General features: G+C 59.2%; 16 protein-coding genes and 1 pseudogene. 6 read left to right on the forward strand and 11 right to left on the reverse strand.

What is annotated here, in order from left to right:
• Positions 1 to 6: 6 nt before the first annotated feature.
• The 4 genes from BW43_RS15095 to BW43_RS15080 are packed head-to-tail and all read right to left on the reverse strand — an operon-like array spanning position 7 to position 2,637.
• On the reverse strand, positions 7 to 1,359 hold the full coding sequence (locus tag BW43_RS15095) for a sensor histidine kinase (protein ID WP_032886697.1): 1,353 nt from the start codon (positions 1,357 to 1,359) through the stop codon (positions 7 to 9).
• The gene (locus tag BW43_RS15090; protein WP_032886699.1) at positions 1,356 to 2,024 is read right to left on the reverse strand and encodes a response regulator transcription factor; all 669 of its coding nucleotides are present in this window, start codon (positions 2,022 to 2,024) and stop codon (positions 1,356 to 1,358) included. The genes BW43_RS15095 and BW43_RS15090 overlap by 4 nt, the downstream gene beginning before the upstream one ends.
• Entirely contained in the window at positions 2,024 to 2,335 is a 312-nt protein-coding gene (locus BW43_RS15085) for a PepSY domain-containing protein (protein ID WP_032886701.1), read from the reverse strand. Before BW43_RS15085 ends, BW43_RS15090 begins: the two co-directional genes overlap by 1 nt.
• Entirely contained in the window at positions 2,335 to 2,637 is a 303-nt protein-coding gene (locus tag BW43_RS15080; protein WP_032886703.1) for a PepSY domain-containing protein, read from the reverse strand. Before BW43_RS15080 ends, BW43_RS15085 begins: the two co-directional genes overlap by 1 nt.
• Positions 2,638 to 2,795: 158 nt before the next feature.
• On the opposite strand from BW43_RS15080, the gene BW43_RS15075 reads away from it, so the two are divergent.
• From BW43_RS15075 to codA, 5 genes are all read left to right on the forward strand, one after another.
• A complete protein-coding gene (locus tag BW43_RS15075) occupies positions 2,796 to 3,875 on the forward strand; it encodes a hypothetical protein (protein ID WP_032886706.1) in 1,080 nt (359 codons plus the stop codon).
• A gap of 76 nt (positions 3,876 to 3,951) precedes the next feature.
• Positions 3,952 to 4,308 (forward strand): 6-carboxytetrahydropterin synthase QueD, encoded by a 357-nt coding sequence (gene queD / locus BW43_RS15070; RefSeq protein WP_003173033.1) that lies wholly within the window; start codon positions 3,952 to 3,954, stop codon positions 4,306 to 4,308.
• 327 nt (positions 4,309 to 4,635) lie between these two features.
• Positions 4,636 to 5,904, forward strand: a complete 1,269-nt coding sequence (gene codB, locus BW43_RS15065) for a cytosine permease (RefSeq protein ID WP_032886708.1) — start codon at positions 4,636 to 4,638, stop codon at positions 5,902 to 5,904.
• Positions 5,901 to 7,106, forward strand: coding sequence for a PucR family transcriptional regulator ligand-binding domain-containing protein (locus BW43_RS15060; RefSeq protein ID WP_032886710.1), 1,206 nt, complete (start codon positions 5,901 to 5,903; stop codon positions 7,104 to 7,106). The genes codB and BW43_RS15060 overlap by 4 nt, the downstream gene beginning before the upstream one ends.
• Positions 7,107 to 7,133: 27 nt before the next feature.
• Positions 7,134 to 8,369 carry a cytosine deaminase gene (codA, locus tag BW43_RS15055; RefSeq protein ID WP_032886712.1) on the forward strand — a complete coding sequence of 412 codons (1,236 nt, stop codon included), beginning with the start codon at positions 7,134 to 7,136 and terminating at the stop codon, positions 8,367 to 8,369.
• 9 nt (positions 8,370 to 8,378) lie between these two features.
• On the opposite strand, the gene BW43_RS15050 is transcribed toward codA, so the two are convergent.
• The 5 genes from BW43_RS15050 to BW43_RS15030 form a co-directional block, all read right to left on the reverse strand.
• A complete protein-coding gene (locus BW43_RS15050) occupies positions 8,379 to 10,529 on the reverse strand; it encodes a lipase family protein (protein ID WP_032886714.1) in 2,151 nt (716 codons plus the stop codon).
• A 12-nt stretch (positions 10,530 to 10,541) separates the two neighbouring features.
• Positions 10,542 to 11,324 carry a hypothetical protein gene (locus tag BW43_RS15045; protein ID WP_032886716.1) on the reverse strand — a complete coding sequence of 261 codons (783 nt, stop codon included), beginning with the start codon at positions 11,322 to 11,324 and terminating at the stop codon, positions 10,542 to 10,544.
• Entirely contained in the window at positions 11,317 to 12,153 is an 837-nt protein-coding gene (locus BW43_RS15040) for a DUF4123 domain-containing protein (protein ID WP_032886718.1), read from the reverse strand. Before BW43_RS15040 ends, BW43_RS15045 begins: the two co-directional genes overlap by 8 nt.
• Positions 12,153 to 14,171, reverse strand: coding sequence for a type VI secretion system tip protein VgrG (locus tag BW43_RS15035; protein WP_032886720.1), 2,019 nt, complete (start codon positions 14,169 to 14,171; stop codon positions 12,153 to 12,155). The genes BW43_RS15040 and BW43_RS15035 overlap by 1 nt, the downstream gene beginning before the upstream one ends.
• Before the next feature lie 305 nt (positions 14,172 to 14,476).
• Complete coding sequence (locus BW43_RS15030; RefSeq protein WP_032886721.1) at positions 14,477 to 15,463, reverse strand: DeoR family transcriptional regulator; 987 nt, start codon at positions 15,461 to 15,463, stop codon at positions 14,477 to 14,479.
• A 349-nt stretch (positions 15,464 to 15,812) separates the two neighbouring features.
• On the opposite strand from BW43_RS15030, the gene BW43_RS15025 reads away from it, so the two are divergent.
• Positions 15,813 to 16,964 carry an MFS transporter gene (locus BW43_RS15025; protein ID WP_032886723.1) on the forward strand — a complete coding sequence of 384 codons (1,152 nt, stop codon included), beginning with the start codon at positions 15,813 to 15,815 and terminating at the stop codon, positions 16,962 to 16,964.
• 4 nt (positions 16,965 to 16,968) lie between these two features.
• On the opposite strand, the gene BW43_RS28940 is transcribed toward BW43_RS15025, so the two are convergent.
• Entirely contained in the window at positions 16,969 to 17,886 is a 918-nt protein-coding gene (locus BW43_RS28940; RefSeq protein WP_177326433.1) for a type III secretion protein, read from the reverse strand.
• A gap of 605 nt (positions 17,887 to 18,491) precedes the next feature.
• Positions 18,492 to 19,107, reverse strand: a pseudogene (locus BW43_RS0127460) (type III secretion effector protein); the annotation flags it as partial.

The following is a 19,107-nucleotide window of genomic DNA, read 5'->3' on the forward strand; positions in this document are numbered from 1 at the left end:
AGAGGGTCAAATGTGGGAGGGAGCCGGTCGAATCGTCGCACCGCCCCTTCCACAGGGCAATTCGATCAGCACCTTGAGCCCGCCCAGCTCGCTTTCCTGCAACTGCAACACCCCGCCCCACACCTCGACGATATCCCGCACGATCCCCAGCCCCAAACCATGGCCATCAATCTGCTCATCCAGGCGTGTGCCACGGCTGAATACCTGATCGCGCTGGGTTTCGGGGATACCGGGTCCGTCATCCTCAACCACCAGCAGGTAGCTGTTGGCGGTTTCACTGATATTCAGCCGCACATCGGCATCCGCCCATTTGCAGGCGTTGTCCAGCAGGTTGCCGAGCAGTTCCAGTAGGTCTTCCCGGTCCCAAGGCAATTGCAAGCCTGGGGCCGCGTGGTAACTGAGGTCCAAGTGCTCGCCGTGGACCATGTTCAGGGTGGCCAGCAAACCGGGCAGTTCTTTTTCACAGTCGAACAAGGCGCCCGGCAAGGTTTCGCCGGCCAGGCGTGCGCGGTTGAGCTCACGGTTGAGGCGCTGTTGAACCTGCTCCAACTGCTCACGCAAGAGTTTGCTCAGTTTAGGGTGATCCTTGAGCGCCTCGCTCGACGCAGCGCTCAACAGCACCGCCAGCGGGGTTTTGAGGGCATGGCCCAGGTTGCCGAGGGCATTGCGCGAGCGCTTGAGGCTGTCTTCGGTGTGGGCCAGCAGGTGGTTGATCTGCGCCACCAGCGGCTCCAGCTCCAACGGCACCTGGGTGTCGAGTTGCGAGCGCTGGCCCTGCTGCAATTGGGCGATCTGGTTGCGGGCGGTTTCCAGCGGGCGCAAGGCGCGACGTACGGTGACCCGCTGCAGGATCAATACCAGCAGCAACGCCGCCAACCCCAGCACCAGACCGATCTGACGCATCAGCCGGAAGCTTTCCCGCACGGGTGTGTAGTCCTGAGCCACGCTGATGGAAATTGATTGGCCAAAGCGTTTGTAGTCCGAGCGCAATACCAGCAACTGCTGGCCTTCCGGGCCCAGTTGCAGGTTGCCCTTGAGCCCCACTTCGGGCAGTCGGGGCAACTCCTGATCCCACAGCGAACGGGAACGCCAATGGGTGTCAGCAAAATCGATACGGAAGTAATGCCCGGAAAACGGCCGCTGATAGGCCGGCGAGAGGCGCTGCTCATCCAACTGTACGCCGTTGGGCCCGCGCACCAGCGCCACCAACAGGTTTTCAGCGTCGTTGCGCAACCCCGCTTCCAGGTAGCGCTGCAAACCGGCTTCGAACAACCACAGGCTGGTTTGCGCCAACACCAGGCCGACGATCACCATCACACTGATCAACCCCAGGCTGAGGCGGCGTTGAATCGACTTCATGCAGGGCTGGCGCCAAAGCGGTAACCCTGGCCGCGCCGGGTTTCGATCACGCTGCGCCCCAATTTGCGACGCAGGTGATTGACGTGGACTTCCAGCACGTTGGAATCGCGCTCTGTCTCGCCGTCATACAAGTGCTCAGCCAGGTGGCTTTTCGACAGGATCTGTTCGGGGTGCAGCATGAAGTAGCGCAACAGGCGGAATTCGGCGGCGGTCAGTTGGATCTCGTCACCGTCGCGCAGTACGCATTGGCGACCTTCGTCCAGGTGCAGCCCGGCGGCCTGCAAGGTGGGCTGGTTGGCCTGGCCGTGGGAACGGCGCAACAGCGCCTGGATGCGCAGGTGCAGTTCTTCGGGGTGAAAGGGTTTACTCAGGTAGTCGTCGGCACCGGCCTTGAGCCCTTCGATCCGTTCTGCCCACGAATCGCGGGCGGTAAGAACGAGCACCGGAGTGGCCAACGCGGCTGCACGCCATTGCGCCAGCACCTCAAGGCCGGGCAAACCGGGCAGGCCGAGGTCGAGGATGATCAGGTCGTAGGGTTCGCTGCGGCCCTGGTAAGCAGCGTCGCGGCCGTCGGCCAGCCAGTCGACGGCATAGCCCTGGCGCTGCAGGCCGGCCAACAATTCATCGGCCAGGGGTACGTTGTCTTCCACCAGGAGCAGGCGCATCAGTCTTCCTCGTCTTTGATCAGTACACCGTTGGTGGCGTCGAGTTTAATCTCACGTACCACACCTTCGGTGGTCACCAACTCCACTTCGTAGGCATATTGGCCGTGTTTTTTCTCAAGCTCGGCTTCCAGCAAACGGGAGCCGGGATACCGCGCCATGGCCTGCTGCAACAGTTGCTCCAGCGGCAGGATCACCCCCTGCTGGCGCAGCGCGAGGGCTTCGTCCTGGTTGAGATCGCGGGCCTGCAAACCTGAGCAGAACACCACCAGCACCAACGCCACTCGACTGCCGGCGCGTAAATTTACCTTCATTACGTATCCTGATGATTCTTGAGAACCTGCCCGGTGAGCGCGTCCAATTCAACATCCCATTCAATGCCGTGGCGATCTTCCAACTCAACCTCGTAGACGTACTTGCCATACGCCTCGTCCAGATCGGTGTCCAGCAGCGTCGAACCGGGGTGCAGGGCCAGGGCCGTGGCTTCCAGTTGGTCAAAGGCGACAATTGTAACAGTGGCGGGCACGGTCAGTGGCTTGTCGGGGTCCACGGCTCCGGCCTGGGACGCCGCGGAGGCGATGATAGCGGCGGCGACCAGAGCAGTGAGGCGTTTCATGATAAGTCTCCATAACACGAAGTTAGTCCTACGCCAGCCACGGTATATGCCGCAACTTAACTGAAACTGAATTGCCACCATGGCAATTTCGGGAAAGGCCTTTTCCCACAACCCGCGAGATTTCCTATACTGCCCCGCTCGCTTCAACAGAGACCGGTATGACAGCCATTCACATCAAGTTTCCCGCCCTGACCCTCAAGGCCGGCACGCGCGCCCTCGCCCGCATCCGCGAACAAGGCCTTAAGCCTGCCGACGTAGGCATCCTCCCCGGTGCGGCTGGCGGCCCCAAGGCTTTGGGCATCCAGGGCCTGGACTTGGCGCTGTTCGGCGACTGGCTGCCCCGCGCACCACGGGAGCGGGCGCTGATAGGCGCATCCATCGGTTCCTGGCGCTTTGCCAGCGCCTGCCTGCCCGACCCGGTGCAAGGCCTGCTGGACCTCGGCCGCTTGTACAACGAGCAGCGTTTTGCCAAAGGCGTGACCATGGCCGAGGTCACCCAGAGCTGCCAGCGCATGCTCGACGACCTGCTGGCCGGCCGCGATGCACGCGTACTGGACAATCCCGACTATCGCCTGAATATCATGGTGGTCAAAAGCCACGGCTTGCTTGCCGACGACCATCGCGGGCGCCTGGGTCTGGGCCTGTCAACGGTGATCGCCGACAACCTGCGCGGCCGCGCGCGGCTGTCGCGGCATTTCGAACGGTTGATCATCCATGACCCGCGCCAACTGCCACCGGTGCATCCACTGAAGGATTTCCCATCGCGGTTTCTTGAACTGGATGCAGGCAACCTGCGCCAGGCACTTCTGGCGTCGGGCTCGATCCCGATGGTGATGCAAGGCGTGCGCGACCTGCCCGGCGCAGGCGCTGGCACCTACCGCGACGGCGGCCTGCTGGACTACCACCTTGATCTTCCCTACCACGGCGATGACATCGTGCTGTACCCGCACTTTACCGATCGGGTGATCCCCGGCTGGTTCGACAAAGGGCTGCCATGGCGGCGCAGCAATCAGCAGGGATTGCAGGACGTGTTGCTGCTGGCGCCGTCAAAGGACTACCTGGCCCGCCTGCCCCACGGCAAACTGCCGGACCGCAGCGATTTCAAACGCTTTTTGGGCGTCGACGAAAGCCGCAATAAGTACTGGCAAACCGCGATGAGCGAGAGCCAGCGGTTGGGGGATGAGTTTCTGCAACTGGCGGATAACGGAGGCCTGGGCGAGCGCTTGCAGGCGCTTTGACCCAGCGGTATGCGCGGCGCGTGATCAAGCTGTTAAACTCGCCGCCTGCCAGATACCTGACCGAGCTGAAAATACTGTGGAAATCTTCAAAGAGTTTACCTTCGAATCCGCCCACCGCCTGCCGCACGTGCCGGATGGCCACAAATGCGGGCGCCTGCATGGGCATTCGTTCAAGGTGGCGATTCACCTGAGCGGCGACCTGGATCCCCACACCGGCTGGATTCGCGACTTCTCGGAGATCAAGGCGATTTTCAAGCCACTCTATGAACGCCTCGACCACAACTACCTCAATGACATCCCAGGCCTGGAAAACCCAACCAGCGAAGTGCTGGCCAAGTGGATCTGGAATGAACTGAAACCACTGCTGCCAGAACTCAGCGCAATTCGCATCCATGAGACCTGCACCAGCGGCTGTATCTATCGCGGCGAGTAAGCCAGCGATGTGAAAAAACCACCCATGCGGTGGTTTTTTTGTGGCTGCCTCACTTACAGCCACGCTTCCCGACGGTAAGGAGCACTCGCCCCGACGGCCGGACTCAAGCCCAGCGATCACACACGCTGTCCGACTGATCCATTTTGTATCACCCCTGCACTGCTTTCGTGCCCGACTGGGCACAGCGAACATTCTTTTCTGCGCGTCTCCCCTGTTTGGCTATAAATACTGTGCACCGTGCACAGCCGCCGCCGTGCGCCCATCACTGCTGCGGATTTGGCACGCGCGGTGCAATAGGCCTCGTCACTCATTCAGGGAGCAAGGCACATGACGCAGCAAGAAACGGGCAACGATTACCCTTTAAGCGAAGTCCCCATGCATGCGCGCAAGGGCCTGGCGTCAACCGCCATGGTGCTGTTGGGCTTTACGTTTTTTACCGCGACCATGTTTGCCGGCGGCAAGCTGGGAGTAGCGTTCAGCTTCACCGACATGCTCGGCGTGGTGGCCCTGGGTAACCTGCTGCTGGGTATTTACGCCGCAGGCCTGGGCTACATTGCCTTCAAGAGTGGTTTGAACTCGGTGTTGATGGGGCGATTCTGCTTCGGCGAAGTGGGCAGCAAACTCAGCGACTTGATCCTCGGCTTCACCCAAATCGGCTGGTACGCCTGGGGCACCGCCACTGCTGCCGTGGTGCTGGGTAAATATTTCGAGCTGAGCCAGGGCAGTGTGCTGGCCTTGATGGTGCTGTTCGGTCTGGTGTTCTGCGCCACGGCCTACGTGGGCTATCGCGGGCTGGAGATTCTGTCCTACATAGCAGTGCCGGCCATGGGCCTGTTGCTGTTTTTGTCGATGTGGGTCGCCACGGTGAAAATCGGCGGGCTGGACGGGTTGCTGGCGGTGGTGCCGACCGCTGAACTGGACTTGTCGACGGCAATCACCCTGGTGTTCGGCACCTTTGTCAGTGGCGCGACCCAGGCCACCAACTGGACGCGGTTTTCACGCTCAGCCAGGGTGGCGGTGCTGGCCAGCCTGATCGGTTTCTTTATCGGCAATGGCCTGATGGTGTTGATCGGGGCCTATGGCGCCATCGTCTATCAGCAACCGGACGTGGTGGAAGTATTGCTGCTGCAAGGCTTTGCCATGGCGGCGATGGCCATGTTACTGCTCAACATTTGGAGCACTCAGGACAACACCATTTATAACTTCGCCGTGGCCGGCTGCAATCTGCTGCGCACCAAACGCCGGAAAACCGTGACCCTGGCTGGTGCGGTGATCGGCACGTTGCTGGCGCTGCTCGGCATGTACGACATGCTGGTGCCCTACCTGATCCTCCTGGGCACGGTGATCCCACCCATTGGTGGCGTCATCATGGCGGACTTCTTCTACCGCTATCGCGGCCAATACCCGCGCCTGGCTGAAGCGCGTCTGCCGGCGTTCAACTGGCCGGGGCTGGTGGCGTATGCGGTGGGCACCGTGCTGGCATTCAACTCACCCTGGGTCGCGCCGTTGGTGGGGATCGCTGCCGCGTCGCTGACCTACATCGCGCTGACCGCCGTACTACGCGTGCGTGTACCGCTGGCTGACGCCCAGGCATGAGCCTGACCCTCGCCGACGTACTGGCCCTGCCCGGGCTGGAATCCATGCGCCTGCGGGCCGGTGAAGCCAGCCTGGATAACCGCGTTCGCTGGCCGTACGTGGCGGAAAACAGCGGGATCGCCGAGTGGGTATTGGGCGGCGAACTGGTGTTCGTCACCGGCATCAACCACCCACGGGATGAAGCCAACCTGCTGCAACTGCTGGACGAAGCGTGTCAGCGCCAGGTCGCCGGATTGGTGATTCTTACCGGGCCGGCATATATCCAGGCGATCCCCCAGCGTTTACTCGACGCCGCCGAAGCCGCCGGCATGCCACTGATCGAACAGCCTTATTCGTTGAAAATGGTACTGGTGACCCAGGCCATCGGCTCCGCACTCATTCAGTCCGAACAGCTGGGGCGCTCACGCCATGATGTGCTGGAGCGCTTGCTGACCGGTGACTATCAATCCCTGGATCTGCTGCTGCACCGCGCCGTGCAATTGGGCATGTCCCTGGCAGGGCATTGGCAAATTGTGCAATTGCAACTGGAAGGCAGTGAATTGCTGTTCGCCCAAGACGACGCGACGTGGGTGGAGGCGCAACTGGCCCGACAGCACGATGCAATCAGTCGCCGCTTGCGTCAGTTGTCGACCGCGCTGCCGATACTCGGGCGGGCCGGACAATGGACCCTGTTGCTACCGGCGCCGGATGCTGGCGCGGCCTCGGCCAACCGTCAGCAATTGGCCCAGTGGCTGAAGCCCCTGAACCTGCGCCTGGCACCCCTCAAGCTATTTATCGGCTTGAGCGCAGCGCGCCATCCGGCCGAGCGCCTGGCTCAAGCACAGGATGAAGCGCGCCAGGCCCTGGCCGCCGCACGACGGTTCAGCGAGCGGGCCGGATTGTGCGTGTATGACGAATTGGGCGTGCTCAAGTTGCTCAGCGGCGTGCGTGATCGCGCCCTGCTCGACCAATTTCTCAATGAGCGCCTCGGCCCGTTGCTGCGCCACGACCTGCACCATGGCCCCAGCCTGATGCCGACCCTGGAAGCCTGGTTTCACGAGAATGGTAACCTGATGGCCGCCGCCCAGCGCCTGGCCGTACACCGCAATACCCTGACCCACCGCATCCAGCGCATCGAAGCCCTGTGCGGGCTGACGCTGGATAATTCATATGACCGCCTGGACATCGGCATTGCCCTGATGATCTGGCGGCTGTCTGCCTGATTGTTTTTAGCCAAGAGGAACTTGCCCATGCACATCATCAACGCCCGCCTGCGCAACCGTGAAGGCCTGCATGATCTGCACCTGGAAAACGGCCGGATCGCCAGCATCACCCCACAAGCGACGCCACCCGTCATGAAGGCTGGCGACCTGGATGCCGCTGGCAATCTGGTAATCCCGCCCTTCGTCGAACCCCATATCCACCTTGACGCCACTCTTACCGCTGGCGAACCACGTTGGAACATGAGCGGCACCCTGTTCGAAGGCATCGAGTGCTGGGGAGAACGCAAAGCCACCATCACCGAGGAAGACACCAGGACCCGTGCCAAGAAAACTATCCAGTCCCTTGCCGCCCACGGCATCCAGCACGTACGCACCCATGTCGACGTGACCGACCCCGACCTCACGGCGCTCAAGGCCATGCTGCAAGTGCGCGAAGAAAGCACGCACCTGATCGACCTGCAAATCGTCGCCTTCCCTCAAGAAGGCATCGAGTCGTACCGCAACGGCCGCGAGCTCATGGAAGAAGCCATCCGCCTGGGCGCCGACGTGATCGGCGGCATCCCCCACTTTGAATACACTCGCGACCAAGGCGTGAGTTCTGTGAAATTCCTGATGGACCTGGCAGAGCGCACCGGTTGCCTGGTGGACGTGCATTGCGACGAAACCGACGACCCCCATTCGCGCTTCCTCGAAGTGCTGGCCGAAGAAGCCCGCAGCCGCGACATGGGTGCCCGTGTCACGGCCAGCCACACAACGGCCATGGGTTCCTACGACAATGCCTACTGCGCCAAGTTGTTCCGCCTGCTGGGCCACTCCGGTATCAGCTTCGTCTCGTGCCCGACCGAAAGCATCCACCTGCAAGGCCGCTTCGACAGTTTCCCGAAACGCCGAGGTGTCACGCGGGTCAACGAACTGCTCGAAGCGGGCATGAACGTGTGCTTCGGACAGGACTCCATCGTCGATCCCTGGTACCCGCTCGGCAACGGCAACATCCTGCGGGTGCTCGAAGCCGGTTTGCACATCTGCCACATGCTCGGCTACCGCAACCTGCAAAGCGCACTCGACCTGGTGACCGACAACAGCGCCAAGGCCATGGCCCTGGGTGATCGCTACGGCCTTGAGCCTGGACGCCCAGCCAATTTGTTGATCCTCTCGGCGGACAGCGACTACGAGGTGATTCGCAGCCAAGGACTACCGCTGTACTCGATTCGCAACGGCAAGGTGTTGATGAAGCGCCAGCCCGCGCAGGTGGAGTTTGTGTAAGCACGGGGATCATACGACTGAGTCGATATCCAGCGATTGCGCCCTCCCCAGCTCGCTTGGCGTGGCGGGAGGGATACTGGCGACCTGAGGCAGTGCCTGGTTTTCACGATGACGGAACCAGCGCTTCAGGCTCGGCGGCAGCGCTGCAGAGTGGGCGTGGCTCCCGTAGATATCACGGGCATCGAGGCGACGCCAACGCAGAGTTTGCAGGCGTTCGCGACTGGTGTGCAGGCGGTCGATCTCGGCATTCAAGGGCTCGTGATATTCATAGGACCGTGCGTTGGTCGGGCGATGTCGGGTGAGTTCACGCCGCTTGTCTTGCAGTTGTTTGCGCATGGTCGCCAGGGCATGGTCGAGCAGTTCAAACTCGCGCTGGGTCACCAGAGGGCCGTTGCTATCCAAAGCTTGTTGCCAGCGCCGCAACGTCGCCCAGGCAGCAGGGATGTAGCTGGCGGTCATGAAGTGCTGTTTGTATTGCACCAGTTGCCTGATCAAACCTTCGCGGTCGGGCATGTCACCTCGCACTTGCAACGCTCGACTGTGACCAGCCTCTTCGATGGACTCACAACCAGGCTTCCACAATACCGACGAGTGCGTGCCATCCGGGAGCATGATCGGCATAAAGTGCTGCTGCTCGCCATGATGTTGGTAAGGGTTGCCGCCAATACGTACCAAGCCGGCTGCGAACAAAAGACCACCTGCGGTGGGCGCGCTGAATAGCGTGACGGCGCCAGGGATCCAGAGCTTGGCGGTGGTATTCATCCAGGGCGCAGGGACGCTGGGAACGGGGTCGTTGTGGTTGACGATGCGATGGTGGACCAGCGTGGATGCGCCGCGAGTGAACTCGGAGTCGGCGGCGCGGGGAGCGCCGTAGGTGTAAAGGAGGACGTTGTAATTGGCATCGGGAATTCGACGTAACCCTTCAGCCAGGAGCAACGCAATCGCGCCGCCCAGGCTGTGGCCACAAATCACAATGCGCTGGCCGGTGTGAAACTGATCAAGGTAGCGTAGTACGAAATCACGCACCGCTTGGTATGCCAGATAAAACCCTTCATGCGCCTTGCCAACACCCTCCGCGAAAAGCACCTGGTGGGCGTTGGCATCTCGCAACCCATCAGCTGAACTGGCAGTGCCTCGCACCGCTATCAGAATTACCTCATCGTGGTGAGTGATGAACGCCTGGGTATCAGTGCCGCCTTTTTCGTCATCGAAGAAATGCAAGCGCGCGGGGTGTTCCTGTTCATCCCCCAGTTCCGGGCGATTCTGTGGGTATAACGCAGGATCAAAGGGCAGGATTTCGAAGCGCCTGGAGTACGGGACTTCCTCATAGAGTGGATAGAAACGCTGTGTTTGCTCCGGATCAACTCTCCACGCTTCCTGATGCCCTGAAAGCTGCTCGGCAAATAGATTTCCGACACTTGGGTCTAGCGGAAAATGCACTTCATCCTGGGGTTTCTCCGGCGGCACCTGACCGAAGTTGCAATAACTCAGTGATGCAAACAATGCCAACTGGTACAGGTTCAAGGCACAGAAATCGTCTTGAGTGGAAAGCATTGGGCGCAAGGCTCGAAGCGGGCGTACTTCGAGAACGGTGTGGTTGTTGGGGAAGAGCACGACCCCGAACAAGGCTGGCTGGGGTGGACCGAAGCCGAGGTCTGCCATCATTTTTAGGGCGTGGCGTTGGGGGCGATGGGCTGAAGGTGCTACAGGGGGTAGGTGGGCAATGTGACGAACCAAGTCGCTCACTTCGACTTGATAAAACTGATCGCCTTTATGACGCGAGCGATTACGCTCGGCTCGTTTGCCATTAGGATTTAAAAAATGCGTTTGCTCAGCTCTGACTTGAAGGTCGGTAATGGGTAATGGATATTTTTCTCGCTCCTGCAATGTCGAATAAAAGGAGCCCGTTGCCTTATATTCAGCATCGAAAACCAGCACGACAGGACCACGGCATTGCCCGTGTATACGTGCAACACCATCTCCGTTTAAATGCCCTTTGTATCCTTTCCCAGCGCTGTCAAAAACTTCATATTTGAGCCCACCATAAACTTGCCCATCGCCTGATTCATCTACTAGGCAAAAACTCAAACTGCCACCACTCAACGCACAGGCAGGCATATTTTCATTAAAAAAAGGTTGCTTCCATTGCTCCATCGTCATGCCTGGATATCCTTATTCAGTACAAGTCGGGTATATGTCGCATACGCGCCCATCGGGCATTTTGAAGGGTTTGAAATCCGTAGTGTTACCCATGCAGAACGCGTACTGGTCCTCCATACTCGTCCCCCGGCAACGTTTCCATCCCTGAGGAAAACGAACCCAGTTGTCGCCCATATAAGGTCGTTCTTCGTTAGTCAGGCCCAGTTTTATCAGTATCGTTTTTCCTCCCAATTCATCTCGCGAAAAACCTCCGCCAGCGTAAGCTGTGCGCGATTGAACCCTCGCGCCCGACGAATTACAGCTCAGAACCTTCCTGATCGCATGTATCGGCCCCACCGTCCGAAACAACCACTGGCACTGCCACGACAACTCCTGAATCCCAGACTCAGGCATCACCAGCATTTCTCCCGCTAAACGATCTCGAATGGAAATACCCGCAATATCCCCCCCAACATCCCCATCCCGTTTCCCCCATTTCGCATAAAAATCAAACTCGACGCCACGCAACACCAGCGGGCATCCCTCCACCGTTTCAGTTAGCGGCAATTGATAACTCACCCGACTGGCCGCAGGTTTGTATTCGGTAAAAAAGACCTTCCGCTCTGGCCGCTTGCCTCGACGCCTTGGCAAGGTGCAGGTCTCACCCGTGGCGGGCCTGTAGTTGGCGGCTGTTTTAAGTTTAAATTCCGATGGTAGATCCACCTGCAGCGTAAAGCTTTCGACCGGCTTTACCGCACACCCCGAAAGCCCCGCCATCCCCAGCGCCAGCAGCACACCCAAGATCCGCCTACTCATCGGTTTTCTCCACCGAGCACCACAGCTGCAACGTCCGCTGGAAATGATCTTCAGGGGTTTCTCCGACGGTTGGCTGCCATCGAATCACACTGGCGCGACTGGCCTCTTCCAACCGTCGCACTACCAGAAATTCCAACTGCTCCGGCCGGTTCCATTGCCAGGCCCGAGCCTGTTCGAGTACCTGGGTCAGCCATACCCTGGGGTCTTGGAATTCGACCAGCGCTGCCAGACTTTCACTGTGCTCCGCCAGCAGGTAACGCAGGATATTGGCGTGCAAAATGGCGTAGGCATTTGGGTTAGGTATGTTCAGCCAAGGGGCTGGATCGGGCACCGGATAATCACCGGGAGCAGGGTTACTGCCATAGTGCCAACGGTCTTCATGCCAGTAACACACACTGACCAGCGGGCCAAGGAATGCTGGCCATTGCTCAACCTTCAGGCAGTTGAGTGCACGCGCCAGCGTACGATTGTCGTGAAAGCGGTACAGCGCCTGGTGCCCCTCGGGCCCGACCAGCAGCCGGTCGCGCCAATGCTGCGTCACGTCCGTGAGGTCCACGTTTGGCAAACTGCCCAACCACCCCCAATTCATCTCCGGCTTTTGTAGAAGATCGAGCAGCGCGGGCTCGCCAACCTGATCCAGCAACAGGATCAAGGGGCCAGCCGTGGCGATTTCCGCCAGCGGGGTTTGTGCGTAGAGGCTGCAATAGTCTGGAAAGCCTCGCGCTGCCAACATCGGCTGGCGGGCTGCGTTACTGCCTTCAAGTATCAAGCACAGCCTGCGCCCTGCCTGCAGCTGCTGGCTCATCCATTGGTTTGGAAGGTTGTCCATCAAGCAGCCCTCTCACTGATATCGCACAGGCCTTCGCGGCAGCGTTCGCACACTGGACAGAAGTCCGCGCCCAGTTGCTTGGCCAAGTGCATGATGACGCCCTGGACAACGGAGACTTCAGGGGCTGTAGCAATCGACACAGAACTCGCCGACCCGGTCGCGGACGGTGTGCCACCGAGGGTAATGGGCCGACTACTGAAAATACCTCCCGCCTGGATCACCAGGTGCTCTCCGCCCGCCTTGAAGCTCAGGTGTGCGCCGGCGTCGATCACCAAGCTGGCACCGGCCTTGAGATGCACCTCTTGGCCAGCTTCGATCACGAGGGTCTGCCGGACATACGTCTGGCTATCGCCCTGCACGTCCAGGTGGTCGCTGGCTTTGAGAACAACCTTACGATCACCCGTGACATGACGATGCTCCTCACTTTCCAGGTGAACCGTGCTTAACCCCCGGATGAGTTCCCGTCGCTCCCCATCCACTTCCAAGCGAGCGTCATGGCCCACCTGTTGCTCAAAATCCCGTTGAGCCCGAACGTAGATGAGCTCCTCGCCACGACGATCTTCGAGGTGCAACTCGTTGGAACCTTCACCGCCCAGGGTGCTGCGAGTGCGCAAGACACTGCGGGTCTTGTGTTGCGGCAAAGGATAGGTAGGCATGTGCAACGCATTCGGCAGGCAACCGTGGATCAACGGCTGGTCCGGGTCTCCTTCAAGGAAGGTCACCAGCACTTCCATGCCCACCCGTGGGAGCATCGTTGCGCCAAACCCATCACCGGCCCATCCTGACGCCACTCGCACCCAACAACTGCTTTTGTCATCGGTCTTGTCCAACCGGTCCCAATGAAATCGCACTTTCACCCGACCGTATGCATCGCAATGCACCTCCTCACCGGAAGGCCCGGTGACCGTTGCGGTCTGGGTCCCGTTGATGGTCGGCTTGGGGTGTTTGAGGGGCGGTCGATGCGTCGCACTCCAGGGTGTCGCCGTGAAGCGATTGCGATACCCCTGAAATGTACCCACTTCCTCTATCGCTTCCTCCAGCACCTGGGGTTGATACCCCTCGTGCCGGACCGAAGTGATTAACCACAGGTCGTTGCAAAGCGGGTCTGGATAGTCCTGCAATTCAAGGAAATGCCCACTGCGCAATACCGGCTGGTCGCTCTTGCCCAGCGCGCGAAAACGGTCGCGTTGATGGCGCTCCAAGCCTCTGCGTGCCAGGCGCGAACCCCGTGCATGACCGCTAAAACCTGCTGGATAGCAGTAGTCTTCAAGGGTTTGCGCTGCGGTCGAGCCTGCGGTGGTCTGTAAGCGCAAGGAGGGATGTTCAAAGTCATGATCGCGGCGCACCGTTTGCCCACTACGGGTGCCCAGGCGCACATCGAAACGCTGGATAACCCGCGTATCAGCCTGCGGCCCGCCGGCAGGTGAATAACGTTGCACGGGCAAGCGGCGGAATACGGTCTGGTCATCGCCAAATACCAACACATGCGCGCCCTCGCTGTGACGGAAGTGGTAATGAATGCCCTCCTCTTCACACAGCCGCTGGATGAAATGCAGGTCGGTTTCCGCGTATTGCACACAGAACGTACGCGGCGGATACACCACTGGCCCCAGCTCAAAGACATAGCTGTCGGCCAGAACGCCGTGGTGCTCAAGGACTGTCGCGATGATCTGGGGAACGCTGCGCTGCTGGAAAATCCGCTGGTCGCGCCGATGACCAAGGTAGGCGAGGCGCGGCGCCAACGTCAGGTGATAGCGGGTGAGCCGCCGGCCAGGATCATCGCGGCCAATTGCGTAAATCTGACCATGCAATCCTGTATCCGTGTCGCCGAACGCCAGGTATGCAGGCTGGTGAAGCAAAGCCTCCAGATCCAGTGAAGGATTTTCGCTGACCACCTGCACCTGAATAAAAAATGGTTGATCAACGACCTCCTGGCCTTTGAACGCCAACACTTGAAAGTCACTTTTAATACCTGGAAGGATCAAATTGAAACGTGACGAAAAAAACGCACTAACCATCCGTTGTTACCCGCCAAATCTATTTATTACCGTACTGAAATACTTCCCCCGTCAAACGTAGAAAAGTTACCGAGAGAAAGCGCCTGAACGCCATGAAGCTTAGCGATTTCAGGAAAAAATCGACCTCGGAAAAATAAAAGAGAAGTTTCGTACAACGAAGATTGAAGGGTCTTTTACAAGATATTAATTCTATTCAACCAAACACTTCTTAAAGACAAGAAATGCCCTACACCAACTTTCGTCTAATCAATTAATTGATCGTGAAACAGCTGACACCCCCTTGGGCATCAGCGATTCAAAAAGCTTTACGCCTGAGGCCGCGCGGTCCCGAACAGACTGACGCTCTGCAGTGTGTCGTTCTGCGTATGCAGGCGGACCGGCGCAGTGCCACCAGGCATCACCACGGCGACTTCACCGCCCTCAACCCAACCCACTCGCCAAGCCGCACAGGCCACGGCACTGGCGCTGGTTCCGGAGGACGCCGTAGGGCCTTCTCCCCGTTCGAACACCCGGGCAATCACTCGGTTGCGGGAGTGCCTGGCGACCCATTGCAAATTGATCCCGGCCAAACAGGGGCGACCGCTGCCAGCCGGAGGGGCGAAGGCTATCGCCTGCAAGGGTTCATACAACGCGGGTTGCTGCATCTGTAGGTTATCCGGCAAAGCTGACACCTGATCGACCAAGGTCACACAATGAGGGTTACCTACACGCACAAACTGACTGTGTGCCCACCGCGGATCGATCGCCGCCAACGCCCTCACGTAACTCAGTTCAGTGCCGGCCAGAATTGTCTGCTCCACCTCTTGCGCACCAACGGCTGACGGCCCAAATCCAGGCAAACCCAAGGCCAGCCAAAATCCCGAGAGGTGCTCGTAGACGGCAGGCTCGACACGAGTCACCACCGGCGACACTGCATCAGGCTTGTCATGATGCACTCGCAATTCACACGCCTCAGTCATCAAACCCTGGTCAGTGAGGGCCTGGGCGAAAATCGTCAACCCATTGCCACTGCGCTCAGCCAGGGAGCCGTCGGTGTTCACGATCAATAGGTCAAACGGCGGTTCGGTCTGGAACGGGCCAACCAACAAACCATCACAGCGGTGGGGCTTGGCATTGATGGGACGCGGCGTCGAATTCCAATCGCATTCAGACGTTATGGCTCGGGTTGCCCAACGCTCGCGAGCACGCACGGCTTGCGCGGCGCTGTCGGGCACCTCAATGCCCTGGTTTCGTAAAAAAGCCGGGCTGGTCACGCCATAAATATTGCCTCGTGCGTCATAGAACAGGGTCATGGTGCTAGTCGCCTTCCAATTTTCATCGGTTCGTCCGCTCACTTGCCTACAGGCTGGGCAAGCAGCGTATTACACAACATAGCGTTTGTGGGAGGCGGCCTGGAAGGTGGTAATCCACCACGAGAAACCCGGGGTTCACCGGTTCCCACAGGGATTACGCACCTTCCAGGCCGCCTCCTACGAGCTCAACACCTCCTGTTGTGGCTACCGACATCCATAGGGTTCCCGGTTTGTAAAAATTAACCTGAGTACAGGTCATCTCCGGGGAACCCGGCTCGCCCCCCAAGGCCCGATGTGCAAGGATGTCGCATCGGACACCGTTCGTTGAACGCAAAACCAAGGATTTTTCATGACTGCCATTCCCACCTCCGCGCCCGTGATCCCCGGGCGGTTGGAGCAGATGTCGACACGTATTGCATTTTTTATCGCCGGCTTCGGCATTGCTGCGTGGGCGCCGCTGGTGCCGTACGCCAAGGCTCGTGCAGAACTGAGTGAGGGCACCTTGGGCCTGCTGCTGTTGTGCCTGGGGGTGGGGTCTATCATCGCCATGCCGGCCGCCGGCGCATTGGCATCGCGCTATGGTTGCCGACGCGTGCTGAGCGCCGGCACGATCATGATCTGCCTGGCCCTGCCCATGCTGGCCACGGTCAGCTCGATACCGTTACTGATCGCCGCGTTGTTCCTGTTTGGCGCGGGCTTGGGCACTGTGGACTCCACGGTGAACCTGCAAGCCGTGATTGTTGAGCGGGCCAGTGGCAAAACAATGATGTCGGGCTTCCATGGTTTGTTCAGCCTGGGAGGTATTGTCGGCGCGGCGGGGGTTGCCGGGTTGTTGGGACTGGGGCTGTCGCCTCTCCAAGCGACCCTGGTGGTGATCGTCATCATGGCGGTGGCGCTGCTCAAGGCCGGTCCGCATTTGCTGCCCTACGGCAGTGAAAGTTCGGGCCCGGCATTTGCTGTTCCCCACGGCGTGGTGCTGTTTATCGGCTGTCTGTGCTTTATCGTGTTTTTGGCCGAAGGCGCCGTGCTTGACTGGAGTGCGGTGTTCCTCAGTGCCGAACGCGGACTTGACGAAGCCTACGCTGGCCTGGGTTACGCAGCGTTCGCCCTGACCATGACCGCCGGCCGTTTGACGGGTGATGCCATCGTACGGCGCCTGGGCGCTACGCGGGTGATCGTGATCGGGGGCGCACTGGCCACCGCCGGCATGTTGCTGGCGACGCTGCTTCCTGCCTGGGAAACCGCTCTGCTGGGCTACGCATTGGTAGGCGCCGGGTGTTCGAATATCGTACCGGTACTGTATACCGCCGTCGGTAAACAGACAGTGATGCCAGAGCACATCGCCGTGCCCGCCATCACTACCCTGGGGTATGCCGGGATTCTTGCCGGCCCCGCCGTGATCGGTTTCATCGCACATGGCAGCAGCCTGAGCAGCGCCTTCGTGCTGATCGCATTGTTACTTGCGGGTGTGTCCCTCAGCGGCAAAATTCTCAAGGTGTAAACCATCAGCGCGCCTTGCGAGCTTCGTCTTGTTCCAGCCAACGATCGAGACTTTTGTTGCTGAGCCAGCCTTCCTTTTGAGGAGGCCCAAATAGTCGCGTTCCGTTCGCGCGCTCTAGTGAAGGCAGTAACCCTGGCCGCTCTAGAATGTTCTTTGCGGTGTAGACGCAAAGCTCGCTGTACTTGGGCCTGGGCATGCCGGTGGACGGCTCCAGCACTGGGATACCGTGCGGGTCAACGGCATACGGGTCCTGCATGACCGCCTTGAGTGTGGCGATTTCGACGTACTGGTGCTGCTCAAACAGAAACGTCCGGTCCTGGGATTTGTCTCTCAGTTGCTCGAAGTGGCCCTGCAGGGCCTGCACCACCTGGGTGTTACTCTGGGCATGGAACGGATCCTGGCTGAACACGCTCGGAGAACTATTGCCCTGCAATGTTTGGGCGGCGGCCCTGAGACTGTCACGAGTAATATCACCGTCGCGGCTCAAGATCGCATCATTCAATCGCGGTCGCTTCAGAATTTCACTGACCACCTGAATCGTTCGGTCCAACTCCTCGTGTTGACCCGTACGTTCAGCGGCAACGCGCCGCAATGACGACCAGGTCAAACGTCCTTCGTTCAGGAATGGGTGCAGCCTGCCAAAATCTTTTTCCAGGGCCGTCGCTAATTGGCTGTCCGTGGACGCCACCCCGGGAGGCGAAAGATTGGCGCGCGTCACTGACAGGTTCTGCAGCGCTCGGTGATGCAGCACCGACAATGTACCGCGCAACGGCAATCGCCCGCGCGACGCGTTTTCCGGGTGCGCTGGGCGAGCGTCATTCCAGGTTTCAGCGTGGGTGAGCGACGCTGGCGCTGTGGGTCTCGAAACCATCCCGTCCAGTGCCAGAGGCCCACCATGAGGTAGTACACCCTCGATTTTCATGGGTTTTCTCCAACTTTTTCCCGATCCCTGCCTGTACGGTGATCGCCCCCTTGGCGGCCGAAATCATCGAATGGATTCCACTCAGGCAAGCACCTCATGTGTGGCTGGACGAATACGACAGTTCCTTACGACCAATGAATTCCAATGACAGCATGTAAAAACCCACGAACGCGCCTTTACCGACTCCACCAGGCCGTCAGGTAATTCATCAGCCTGGAGTGTTTAAGTGGCTTGGCGTTATCACTAGAGGCGTGGTTGGACTTGAGCAGTCCCCTGCAAAAATCTTCCTCTACGGGCGCCTGGAATTTGTGCTGACCTGCGAATGTCCTCATGCGCCTGGCTTCGACAGCATGCGCAGTCTGCAGGGCCAGGGACTCTTGCGTCGCTATGTCGCCTTTGGACAGAGTTGAGTCGCCATCATGGGGATCACGAAACAACTCATGACAGCTGGGTTGAGATGAGTGAAACGAGGTTGACGTCATTTGCTAGCCCTCCACTTGGAATTTGAAAGACGGTGCATATGACCTATGTGGTAAATCGGCGTAAACAGTTCCTGACACAATTGAAGCAGACGCCGTCATTCAATAACGGCGCCTGAGTTTCGGTTAACGGGAAAGCTGGTAGAGCGCTTGCCAGCTGATGCGACCGTCGTTATCACGGCCCGCGAGATTGTCCATTTTCTTCAACACGTCACTGCGTCTGAGAATTTCCTGGGCAAGCTGGACAAGGTGATCCTTGGAAGAATCGCCCGTCTGAGACTGTGACGCCAACCGCCTAAGGTCATGGAAGCTCAGTTCCCCGGCCCTGGGATTACTTTTCAACTCGTTGAAGTGCTTAAGCATTTCCCCGGCCAACTCCTTATCGCTCTTGTATTTGAAGTAATTTTCTCCCTTGATTACAGCATTCACATTTTGCCGATTGATCAGGCCATCCAACGCACCGGTGGAGGTATTCCGGTCAAGGGCGCTCATCAGTTCTGGACGACGTAGCAACTCATTGGCCAGGCGAATGTTCGCGTTCATGACGGGATCGGGAGACCAGCCTTTTTTTGCCATCGCATGGATACTATCAACGCTTATATACCCAGGGTTATTGCGGTCCCTGAAGGCGTTGAAGTTGTCGCTCAACTGCTGCGCCAACTGTTCGTTGTTTTTCAACGAGTACTGCGGATCAGGCCTGCATGGAGGCATCGGATAGGGTCTGCAGGGGGTGGGGTTGGGT

Origin of the sequence: Pseudomonas sp. RIT357 (genome assembly GCF_000632245.1) — a bacterium.
Taxonomy (GTDB): Bacteria; Pseudomonadota; Gammaproteobacteria; order Pseudomonadales; family Pseudomonadaceae; genus Aquipseudomonas; species Aquipseudomonas sivasensis.

Bases quoted from the DNA above. Each gene is read 5' to 3' on its own strand.
- BW43_RS15095 (WP_032886697.1), bottom strand. From the start codon at position 1,359: ATGAAGTCGATTCAACGCCGCCTCAGCCTGGGGTTGATCAGTGTGATG.
- BW43_RS15090 (WP_032886699.1), bottom strand. From the start codon at position 2,024: ATGCGCCTGCTCCTGGTGGAAGACAACGTACCCCTGGCCGATGAATTG.
- BW43_RS15085 (WP_032886701.1), bottom strand. From the start codon at position 2,335: ATGAAGGTAAATTTACGCGCCGGCAGTCGAGTGGCGTTGGTGCTGGTG.
- BW43_RS15080 (WP_032886703.1), bottom strand. From the start codon at position 2,637: ATGAAACGCCTCACTGCTCTGGTCGCCGCCGCTATCATCGCCTCCGCG.
- BW43_RS15075 (WP_032886706.1), top strand. From the start codon at position 2,796: ATGACAGCCATTCACATCAAGTTTCCCGCCCTGACCCTCAAGGCCGGC.
- codB (WP_032886708.1), top strand. From the start codon at position 4,636: ATGACGCAGCAAGAAACGGGCAACGATTACCCTTTAAGCGAAGTCCCC.
- BW43_RS15060 (WP_032886710.1), top strand. From the start codon at position 5,901: ATGAGCCTGACCCTCGCCGACGTACTGGCCCTGCCCGGGCTGGAATCC.
- codA (WP_032886712.1), top strand. From the start codon at position 7,134: ATGCACATCATCAACGCCCGCCTGCGCAACCGTGAAGGCCTGCATGAT.
- BW43_RS15050 (WP_032886714.1), bottom strand. From the start codon at position 10,529: ATGACGATGGAGCAATGGAAGCAACCTTTTTTTAATGAAAATATGCCT.
- BW43_RS15045 (WP_032886716.1), bottom strand. From the start codon at position 11,324: ATGAGTAGGCGGATCTTGGGTGTGCTGCTGGCGCTGGGGATGGCGGGG.
- BW43_RS15040 (WP_032886718.1), bottom strand. From the start codon at position 12,153: ATGGACAACCTTCCAAACCAATGGATGAGCCAGCAGCTGCAGGCAGGG.
- BW43_RS15035 (WP_032886720.1), bottom strand. From the start codon at position 14,171: ATGGTTAGTGCGTTTTTTTCGTCACGTTTCAATTTGATCCTTCCAGGT.
- BW43_RS15030 (WP_032886721.1), bottom strand. From the start codon at position 15,463: ATGACCCTGTTCTATGACGCACGAGGCAATATTTATGGCGTGACCAGC.
- BW43_RS15025 (WP_032886723.1), top strand. From the start codon at position 15,813: ATGACTGCCATTCCCACCTCCGCGCCCGTGATCCCCGGGCGGTTGGAG.
- BW43_RS28940 (WP_177326433.1), bottom strand. From the start codon at position 17,886: ATGAAAATCGAGGGTGTACTACCTCATGGTGGGCCTCTGGCACTGGAC.